Source organism: Metabacillus herbersteinensis, assembly GCF_042433335.1.
Classification (GTDB): domain Bacteria; phylum Bacillota; class Bacilli; order Bacillales; family Bacillaceae; genus Metabacillus; species Metabacillus herbersteinensis.
The window spans coordinates 49,901-59,215 of record NZ_JBHLVO010000030.1; the positions used below are offsets into that span (position 1 = coordinate 49,901).

The following is a 9,315-nucleotide window of genomic DNA, read 5'->3' on the forward strand; positions in this document are numbered from 1 at the left end:
TTCGTATGTTCAATACAACTTAAACATACATTATTCAACGAAGGAGGGGACATCTCATGGGATACAGAAAACTAGGTCGTACTAGTTCACAGCGTAAAGCATTGCTTCGTGATTTAACAACTGATTTAATTATCAACGAACGCATTGAAACGACTGAAACACGTGCTAAAGAATTACGTTCAACTGTTGAAAAGATGATTACTTTAGGAAAGCGTGGAGACCTTCATGCTCGTCGTCAAGCTGCTGCTTACGTTCGTAATGAAGTAGCTGAAATGGTTTCAGTAACGACTGATGAAGGCAAAGAGAAGGAAAAGCCGAAATATGCTTTAGAAAAACTTTTTGCTGACATCGCTCCTCGTTACCAAGAGCGTCAAGGCGGATATACTCGCATTATGAAGCTTGGACCTCGCCGCGGTGATGGCGCACCAATGGTTATCATTGAATTAGTTTAATCAAATCTATTACTATTACAAGGGCGGGACAGTTGTAAAACTGGATCTATGCCCTTTTTTTATGGGTAAAAAAAATATATAATTCTTTTACAAAATATTAATCGAGATTAGTTGAGGATGCTTTGCGTTTTTTTCATACACCAGAATTTATATAATTCTAAGACACAGTAAGCGTTTCGCAAATCCAGCTCCAGCGCCTAGCCCCTCGAGGTCATAAGTCAATTCTAAATTGAAGGCAAAGACCACCTTCTATTTAGAATCGCCTTATGCTTGTCGGGGCTGACCAAGGCGCTTGCGCTTTTTTCATCGAGGTGAGAGGAGAACAGTGATGGGACAGCAGATAATAACCATAGAAAATATTAGTTTCACGTATCATGATGAATCAACACCCGCTTTAAATTCTGTTTCGCTTTCAGTAGAACAGGGTGAATGGTTAGCAATAGTAGGACATAATGGGTCTGGTAAATCAACACTCGCACGGATTTTGAACGGTTTAATACTACCTCAAAGTGGACGTGTAAGTGTTTGTGGAGTAGATCTTTCTGAAGAGAGTATTTGGGAAATCCGTAAACAAGTTGGTATGGTATTTCAAAATCCAGACAACCAATTTGTTGGGACAACGGTGATCGATGATGTGGCTTTTGGCTTAGAAAACAATGGCATTCCTCGTGAGGAAATGGTTAAGAGAATTGATTGGTCAACAAAGCAAGTAAAGATGGAAGCCTTTCTTGATCAAGAGCCACACCATCTATCAGGTGGACAAAAACAGCGTGTTGCGATAGCTGGCGTCATTGCTGTTCAGCCCACGATTCTTATATTAGATGAAGCAACGTCAATGTTAGATCCAATTGGAAGAAGCGAGGTCCTCGAAACAGTCAGACTCTTAAAAGATCAAGGTATTGTAACGGTAATTTCAATTACACATGATCTTGAAGAAGCAGCCAAGGCTGATAGAGTCATCGTACTGAATCGTGGTGAAAAATTTGCTGAGGGAACACCATCAGAAATTTTCAGCCTCGATCATAAATTAGTTGAAATAGGTTTAGATCTTCCCTTCTCTTATATTGTTAGTAAAAAATTAAAAGAAGCAGGTATACCTATACAGCAAGATCATCTCTCTGAGGAAAGTCTGGTGAATGAACTGTGGACATTACAATTAAAGATTTAGAACATCGCTATCAAGTTCATTCACCCTTTGAGCGCTTAGCACTATATGATGTGAATTTGATGATTAAAGACGGGACATACCTAGCAATTATTGGTCATACTGGTTCGGGTAAATCGACAATTCTTCAACACTTGAATGGTTTATTAAAGCCAACTAAAGGCACCTTGTCGATTGGGACGCATGAAATTACTGCTGGAAAAAAGCAAAAGAACCTAAAAGCTGTAAGAAGGCTTGTCGGCATCGTTTTTCAATTCCCTGAACATCAGCTATTTGAAGAAACTGTAGAAAAGGATATCTCATTTGGTCCTTTAAACTTCGGTGTAAGTGAAGATGATGCAAAAGTAAAGGCAAAGGAAGCTTTGTTACGAGTTGGTTTACCTTTGGAGATCCTCCAAAAATCACCCTTTGAACTAAGTGGTGGACAAATGCGTCGAGTAGCAATTGCTGGCGTGCTGGCAATGGAACCAAAGGTACTAGTTTTAGATGAGCCAACAGCTGGTCTTGATCCTAAAGGGAGAAAAGAGATCATGGATTTATTTTATCAACTTCATAAGGATAAACAATTAACAACGATTCTTGTTACACACAGCATGGAAGATGCAGCAAAGTATGCCGATGAAATCGTTGTAATGAACAAAGGAACAATTGAAATGAGAGGAACACCTAGGGAAGTTTATCGATCTACAGAAACTCTTAAAAAGCTAGGATTGGATTTACCTGAAACAATTAAGCTGCAACTGCAAATAGAAAGTAAACTTGATGTGAAGTTTGATAAAGTTTCTCTAACAGTAGAAGAAATGGTCGAACAGATCAAGACAGTCGTTCGCAGGGATGATACCATATGATGGACAGTATAATCATTGGGAAATATGTCCCTGGAAAATCCCTAATTCATCAAATGGACCCACGATCAAAGATGCTAATGATCTTTATTTTTGTCTTTATTGTCTTTTTGGCTAATAATTCATTATCCTATGCTGTACTTGGTATTTTTACATTGACCATAGTCTTGCTCACCAAGCTCCCTCCTAAATTTTTAGTAAATGGATTAAAACCGATCTTGTGGATAATCCTTTTTACCTTTATTCTCCATCTTGTCGTAACTAAGGAGGGTGAGGTACTATTAGACTTTGGAATCATTCAAATATATGAAGAGGGAATTCGGCAAGGTATTTTTATTTCATTGCGATTTCTATTCCTAATTCTAATGACTACCATACTTACGTTAACAACAACACCCATTGAAATAACGGACGGTATAGAAAGTTTGTTTAACCCTCTTAAGAAAATAGGACTACCTGTACATGAGCTTGCATTAATGATGTCTATTTCCTTACGATTCATTCCTACGCTAATGGAAGAAACAGATAAAATTATGAAGGCTCAAATGGCAAGGGGCGTAGACTTTACTAGTGGACCGATCAAAGAGAGAGTAAAATCGATTGTGCCATTGCTTGTCCCTTTATTCATAAGTGCCTTTAAAAGAGCAGAAGAACTTGCTACTGCAATGGAGGCAAGGGGGTATAAGGGTGGAGAGGGCCGGACAAAGCTTCGTTTGTTGAAGTGGAGTGGTCTAGATACAGCAATTTTAATCCTGTTAGGCGGGGTTGGTATTGTTTTACTATTATTACGTTCGTAGGGGTAGATTATGAGACTTAAATGCACAATCTCTTATGATGGGTCACAGTTCAGTGGGTATCAAGTTCAGCCGAATAAGCGAACCGTCCAAAGTGAGCTTCAAGAAGCTTTGAGCAAGCTCCATAAAGGGCAGGAAGTTAGAGTCTCTGGTTCAGGTAGGACGGATGCAAAAGTCCATGCAGTCGGTCAGGTGATTCATTTTGATACATTCCTCGAGATCCCAACGGATAGATGGCCTGTTGCTTTAAATTCACTTTTACCTGAGGACATTTTCGTGACTGAGGCAAAAGTTGTTGATGATCATTTTCACGCGCGATTTGATGCAAAGGCCAAAGAATACAGGTACCGAATAACCCAGAGTGGACCTAGAGATGTTTTTAAACGAAATTATAGTCTCTATTTTCCCTATGCACTTGATAAAACAGCAATTACTGATGCATCGAGCTATCTATTAGGTACACATGACTTCACAAGCTTTTGCGCAGCAAGGACAGATGTTAAAGATAAAGTTAGAACGATTTATGAGATTGATGTTTATGAAGAAGGTACCGACTTAATTATTCGGTTTTTAGGTAATGGGTTTTTGTATAACATGGTCAGAATTATAGTAGGCACTTTACTTGATGCTGGACAAGGATTGCTTCAGCCATCTGAGTTAAAAGATATAATTGTAGCGCAGGATCGTAGTCTAAGTGGCAAAACAGTACCGGGTCATGGCTTATATTTATGGAAAGTTTATTATGACAACTAAACCAGGTGTAACATTTTCTTGACTTTGTTTTGTAGACGTTATATCATATCATATGGTATGTATTTCAACCCCACGGTTAAGCCCCGGAACTTTATCGTGTTATGAAATAGAATAGAACCACTTTTATATATTGAACTAGGAGGGAAAAGCATGCGTACAACATTTATGGCAAACGCCAGCACGATCGAACGTAAATGGTTCGTTGTAGATGCGGCAGGCAAGACTTTAGGTCGTCTTTCAACTGAAGTAGCATCTATTTTACGTGGTAAACACAAACCAACATTTACACCTCATGTTGATACTGGAGATAACGTAATTATTATCAACGCAGAGAAAATTGAATTAACAGGTAAAAAATTAACTGACAAAATCTACTACCGTCACAGCCAATTCCCAGGCGGTTTAAAAACAAGAACTGCTTTGGAAATGCGTACAAACTATCCAGAGAAAATGCTTGAGTTAGCAATTAAAGGTATGCTTCCAAAGAATTCTTTAGGACGTCAAATCTTTAAAAAGCTACACGTATATTCTGGTAGTGAGCATACACATCAAGCACAACAACCTGAAGTTTACGAACTTCGCGGATAATAATAAAGGAGGTTATTCATTTGGCACAGGTTCAATATTATGGTACTGGTCGTCGTAAGAGCTCAGTAGCTCGCGTACGTCTAATTCCTGGTGAAGGCCGTATTGTTGTAAATAATCGTGAGATTACAGATTACATTCCTTCAGCAGCACTAATTGCAGATGTTAAACAACCATTAAACTTAACAGAAACAGAAGGCAACTACGATGTTCTTGTTACAGTTTCAGGTGGAGGATACACTGGTCAAGCTGGAGCGATCCGTCACGGTATCTCTCGTGCTCTTTTAGAAGCAGATCCAGAATACCGTCCAACGTTAAAAAGCGCAGGATTACTAACTCGTGATTCTCGTATGAAAGAGCGTAAAAAATACGGTCTTAAAGGCGCTCGTAAAGCACCTCAGTTCTCAAAACGTTAATTATCTTACGAAAAACCACAACCAAGCGTTGTGGTTTTTTTATTGTTTAGGACACCAGGAAATTATAAAATTCTTGTACTGTGGTTAACGTTTCTGCATCCAGCTCCAGCGCCTAGCCCATCGAGGTCATAAGTCAATTATAAATTGAAGGCAAAGAACACCTTAATCGCCTTATGCTTGTCGGGGCTGTTCAAGGCGCTTGCGCTTTTGTTCTGTATATATCCTTATCCAAAACCCTCCCTAAGCTTTATCACCCAAAACCCCTAAAGTATTAAGTGAAAATTTAAACCTACTGATAATTGGAAATGCATTCACGAATGAGAAAAAAAGGTAGGTTAAACAATATATTTAAAGGGGGCTTATCATGAATGAGATCATCTCTTTAAAACAAAAAAGACATCAGAAGCAATTGAAATATGAACGGAAAATGCTAAAAGAGCTATCGTTAGTTGAAATTCAAGCAAAGATTGAGGATTGTTTTGGTAGCTTTATTAATAAAAGAAAGATAAAAGATACATCCACAGAGGACGGTTGTGTGGATTTTGCAATCGAAGCGTTTCTGCTTGGAGCAAAATACAGCAAATTTGGTTATTATGGCGAGTCGATGCAGTCTGCAAATAGAAGGTGCCGATACGAGGAAAAGCAACTAATCGATGATCTATATGACTACTTTGTACATTGGGGGGAATTTGGATCTCAAGAAATGCTCTTAGAGTCCATCTACTATGCATGTGAGTATTATGTTCAAAGCTGGTGGAAGGCAGGGTTTATAAAAGGTGAAAAACGTTACAAGTTAAGGCTACATTAATCATATTCTCACTGCTAGTTCCATATATTGATTTAAGGACGAGCAGGAGGGAATAAAATGAAAAAGCAATTAAAGTGGATTAGTTTTTTGGGGGGCTTTATTTTATTACTTATCCTTTTTCAATGGCAATTCACCAACGACAACTCGTGGAAATCTTGGAACTTACCTTTGACTGGAAAGGTCATTTATCTTGATCCAGGTCATGGTGGACCTGATGGTGGAGCTGTAGGAAATAAAAAGTTAGAAAAGGATGTTGCACTAGAGGTCTCGCTAAGAGTCCGTGATTATTTACAGGAACAAGGTGCGCTGGTTATATTAACTCGTGAAAGTGATGTTGATTTAGCAGAAGAAAGAACAAAAGGCTATAGTCGAAGAAAAGCTGAAGATTTAAGAAATCGAGTGAAAATGATAAACGAGTCTGAAGCAGATCTATTTCTAAGTATTCATTTAAATGCTATTCCCTCTTCAAAGTGGAGTGGTGCTCAATCCTTTTATTACGGTAAATACCAAGAAAATGAACAACTTGCAAAGTTTGTACAAGATGAGCTTCGTAAAAATTTAGAAAACACAACTCGAAAAGCAAAACCTATTAATGGTATCTATTTATTGAAATACGTTGATAAGCCAGGTGCACTAATTGAAATAGGATTTTTATCTAATCCAAACGAAGAAAGACTCCTTTCGAACGAGGATTATCAAGATAAATTATCCGCGTCGATTTACAATGGTGTGCTAAGATATTTTTCAAATGAACAAAACCCACCTGACTAAAATGACTTCAGTATGAGTTTTTACACGATTCCGACAACTGGCAATTTAAATGCTCAACTTGATAATACAAGTATGATATACTGATGAAAACGAATACATTAAAGGGTGGTAAATATGCTAAGAGAAGAAAATGTACGCAAAATTGTAGGACAACTTAAAGAACCATATTTACATAAAACATTAGAAGAATTAAAAGCAATAGAAGAAATCAAAATTAAACCTGAGAAGGCACATGTTAGTGTTAAAATTGGACTTGCTAAAACAGGAACAGCCGAACAACTTCAGCTCCAACAGCAAGTGGTAGCTTTACTAAAGGAAGCAGGTGCAGAAACAGTCGGCTTACGATTTGTTGAGCTTCCTGAAGAAACGATTGCAGCTTTTCAAGAACCGGCACAAGAGTCAGACTCACTTTTGAAATCTGAAAACAAAACAACTTTCATTGCAATCGCAAGTGGAAAAGGTGGAGTGGGGAAATCAACTGTTTCTGTTAACTTAGCTGTTGCGCTTGCGCGGCTAGGAAAGAAAGTCGGTTTAATCGATGCCGATATCTATGGATTTAGTGTACCTGATATGATGGGGATTACGAAAAGACCAGTTGTTCGAGGAGAAAGTATCATCCCTGTCGAGAGGTTTGGTGTAAAGGTAATCTCTATGGGCTTTTTTGTAGAAGATAATGCCCCTGTCATCTGGAGAGGGCCTATGCTTGGGAAAATGTTAAATAACTTCTTTAATGAAGTTGAATGGGGAGACCTGGATTACTTACTTTTGGATTTACCACCAGGTACAGGAGATGTCGCATTAGATGTTCACACTATGCTCCCTTCGTGTAAGGAGATTATTGTTTCCACCCCTCATCCAACTGCTGCCTTTGTTGCGGCTAGAGCTGGAGCTATGGCCTTGCGTACAGATCATGAAGTAATTGGTGTGGTTGAAAATATGGCTTATTTTGAAAGCTTAGCTACTGGTGAGAAGGAATATGTCTTTGGAAAAGGTGGAGGAGAAAAGCTTGCAGAAGAGCTTCAAGTCCCGATCTTAGGCAAAATTCCACTACAACAACCGGATTGGAACGAAGATGACTTTGCACCGTCCGTTTATGCAGAGGACCATAAAATTGGTCAGATTTATCAAGGAATTGCAGAGAAGATAACGAATTTGATACCAGTAAAAGCATAAAAAAGCGCCATTGGCGCTTTTTTACATTGAAACATTCCAACACTCAACTTCCGCCTGCTTGACCACCTTCTTCTCCACCACCACTTTCTTCAGAAGAGCCACCTTCTCCACCGCCGCCTTCTTGGCCACCAGCACCGCCTTGTTGTCCCATTTCCTCAGCTGCTTTTAAGAGATCGTCTTGTATTTTTGCTTTATATAGAGGGCTATTAATTGTCTCTGTAATGACTGTTTGAAGATGCTTTCTAAATTCTTGGCTTTTTAAAGAGGTTATGGTCACCTTTTCCATGTCTGGATTTTGGTAAAGTTCAATGAGCATTGCTTGATAATCGGGATCTATCATTAATCCTTTAATAACTTTTTCATGCTCCTTTTGTAGACTTTTTGCAAAGCTTTCAGCAAATTTCGGATCTTCAAATGCCTTTTTCCAAAACTCAATGCCCTTTTCAGAAGTTAATGTTTTTTCGATTGTTTCAGTGACGACCTTTTGATCCATTACAAGATTTTTTTTCATTTCCTCATCTTTCATGACTTCTTGCAAAGCTTTTTTTCCATCATCTGTTTTTAATATATCAACAACCATTTTTTTTGTTTCTTCATAATCCATTTGCCCGCCGGCTTCTTCTTTAGGTGCACAACCAATAAGAGCCGCAAGCAGTAGTAGATTCATGAGGAGCAAACTTCTCTTCATGTTGACATTAGCTCCTTTCTATTTACATCATACTTTTAATATGAATTTGTAAGGTCTTTTTAATACGTGGAAAAATACTTCTCAATGTGGCTTTTTTTATAAAGGATTGGTAAAATCATTAACAGATAAGGTAATGGAGGAAATTTGTTGTGAAAAGTAGAAATTGGGTTCGCTTATTTATAAGTACTTTACTTTTGGGTGGAGTTGTTACAAGTATTGTCGGCTTTGCGATAAAATGGAATGAATATAAAGAACTTTTTACTTCGTTTAACATTGTAGAAATTCTTTCTATTTCATTTTGGTTGTTTGGAGTAGGGTGTATTTTTAGCATTATTAGTCAAATGGGATTTTTTGCATATTTGACCATACACCGTTTTGGGATTGGAATTTTTAGGTCTCTTTCACTTTGGAATACTGCTCAATTAGTGGTAATTATTTTTGTCCTATTTGATCTCATCTATTTTAGATATCAATTTTTTTGCAGAAGAAAGTCAATCTATAGTGCCGTTTTTCCTTGTCGCGATATATGTCCTTTTGGTAGGACTTGTAGTTGCATATAGTAAGAAGGTCCAAACGAATAAAGAGGCATTTATCCCAGCCTTATTTTTTATGGTAGTTGTGACATCAATTGAATGGTTCCCAGCACTCCGAGTAAATGAACAGGATTGGCTTTATTTGATGTTAATCCCAATTCAAGCATGTAATGCGTATCAACTTCTCATCTTGCCAAAATTAACACAAGAAAAAAAGAGCTAATAAATTTAGCTCTCAGTTTGTAGACAAAAGGAGTTCGGAATGCTCTCATTCCGAACTCCTTTTGATTTTTTTATTGGATTTGAAGCAATTATAGAGAATAGTAGACCTC

At 37.9% G+C, this 9,315-nt stretch carries 11 protein-coding genes and 1 pseudogene; 11 read left to right on the top strand and 1 reads right to left on the bottom strand.

Going from position 1 to position 9,315, the window contains the following annotated elements:
* Positions 1-56: 56 nt before the first annotated feature.
* The 10 genes from rplQ to salA all read left to right on the top strand — a co-directional run bounded on the left by rplQ (position 57) and on the right by salA (position 7,762).
* A complete protein-coding gene (gene rplQ, locus ACFFIX_RS22805) occupies positions 57-452 on the top strand; it encodes a 50S ribosomal protein L17 (RefSeq protein WP_378938149.1) in 396 nt (131 codons plus the stop codon).
* Positions 453-780: 328 nt separating this feature from the next.
* The gene (locus ACFFIX_RS22810; protein ID WP_378938151.1) at positions 781-1,620 is read left to right on the top strand and encodes an energy-coupling factor ABC transporter ATP-binding protein; all 840 of its coding nucleotides are present in this window, start codon (positions 781-783) and stop codon (positions 1,618-1,620) included.
* Complete coding sequence (locus tag ACFFIX_RS22815) at positions 1,596-2,465, top strand: energy-coupling factor ABC transporter ATP-binding protein (protein WP_378938153.1); 870 nt, start codon at positions 1,596-1,598, stop codon at positions 2,463-2,465. Before ACFFIX_RS22810 ends, ACFFIX_RS22815 begins: the two co-directional genes overlap by 25 nt.
* The gene (locus tag ACFFIX_RS22820; RefSeq protein ID WP_378938155.1) at positions 2,462-3,259 is read left to right on the top strand and encodes an energy-coupling factor transporter transmembrane component T family protein; all 798 of its coding nucleotides are present in this window, start codon (positions 2,462-2,464) and stop codon (positions 3,257-3,259) included. The genes ACFFIX_RS22815 and ACFFIX_RS22820 overlap by 4 nt, the downstream gene beginning before the upstream one ends.
* A gap of 9 nt (positions 3,260-3,268) precedes the next feature.
* Positions 3,269-4,009 (top strand): tRNA pseudouridine(38-40) synthase TruA, encoded by a 741-nt coding sequence (truA, locus tag ACFFIX_RS22825; protein WP_378938157.1) that lies wholly within the window; start codon positions 3,269-3,271, stop codon positions 4,007-4,009.
* Between the two features lie 150 nt (positions 4,010-4,159).
* A complete protein-coding gene (gene rplM, locus ACFFIX_RS22830) occupies positions 4,160-4,597 on the top strand; it encodes a 50S ribosomal protein L13 (RefSeq protein WP_378938159.1) in 438 nt (145 codons plus the stop codon).
* 20 nt (positions 4,598-4,617) lie between these two features.
* On the top strand, positions 4,618-5,010 hold the full coding sequence (gene rpsI, locus ACFFIX_RS22835) for a 30S ribosomal protein S9 (RefSeq protein ID WP_378938161.1): 393 nt from the start codon (positions 4,618-4,620) through the stop codon (positions 5,008-5,010).
* A gap of 364 nt (positions 5,011-5,374) precedes the next feature.
* Positions 5,375-5,818 carry a DUF2521 family protein gene (locus ACFFIX_RS22840; protein WP_378938163.1) on the top strand — a complete coding sequence of 148 codons (444 nt, stop codon included), beginning with the start codon at positions 5,375-5,377 and terminating at the stop codon, positions 5,816-5,818.
* Between the two features lie 57 nt (positions 5,819-5,875).
* A complete protein-coding gene (gene cwlD, locus ACFFIX_RS22845) occupies positions 5,876-6,589 on the top strand; it encodes an N-acetylmuramoyl-L-alanine amidase CwlD (RefSeq protein ID WP_378938165.1) in 714 nt (237 codons plus the stop codon).
* Positions 6,590-6,703: 114 nt separating this feature from the next.
* On the top strand, positions 6,704-7,762 hold the full coding sequence (gene salA / locus ACFFIX_RS22850; protein ID WP_378938167.1) for an iron-sulfur carrier protein/transcriptional regulator SalA: 1,059 nt from the start codon (positions 6,704-6,706) through the stop codon (positions 7,760-7,762).
* A gap of 43 nt (positions 7,763-7,805) precedes the next feature.
* Here the strand turns inward: salA and gerD are convergent, their stop codons facing one another.
* Entirely contained in the window at positions 7,806-8,429 is a 624-nt protein-coding gene (gene gerD, locus ACFFIX_RS22855; protein ID WP_378938170.1) for a spore germination lipoprotein GerD, read from the bottom strand.
* Positions 8,430-8,599: 170 nt separating this feature from the next.
* Here gerD and ACFFIX_RS22860 point away from each other — a divergent pair.
* Positions 8,600-9,206: pseudogene (locus ACFFIX_RS22860) on the top strand (KinB-signaling pathway activation protein).
* Positions 9,207-9,315 lie beyond the last annotated feature (109 nt).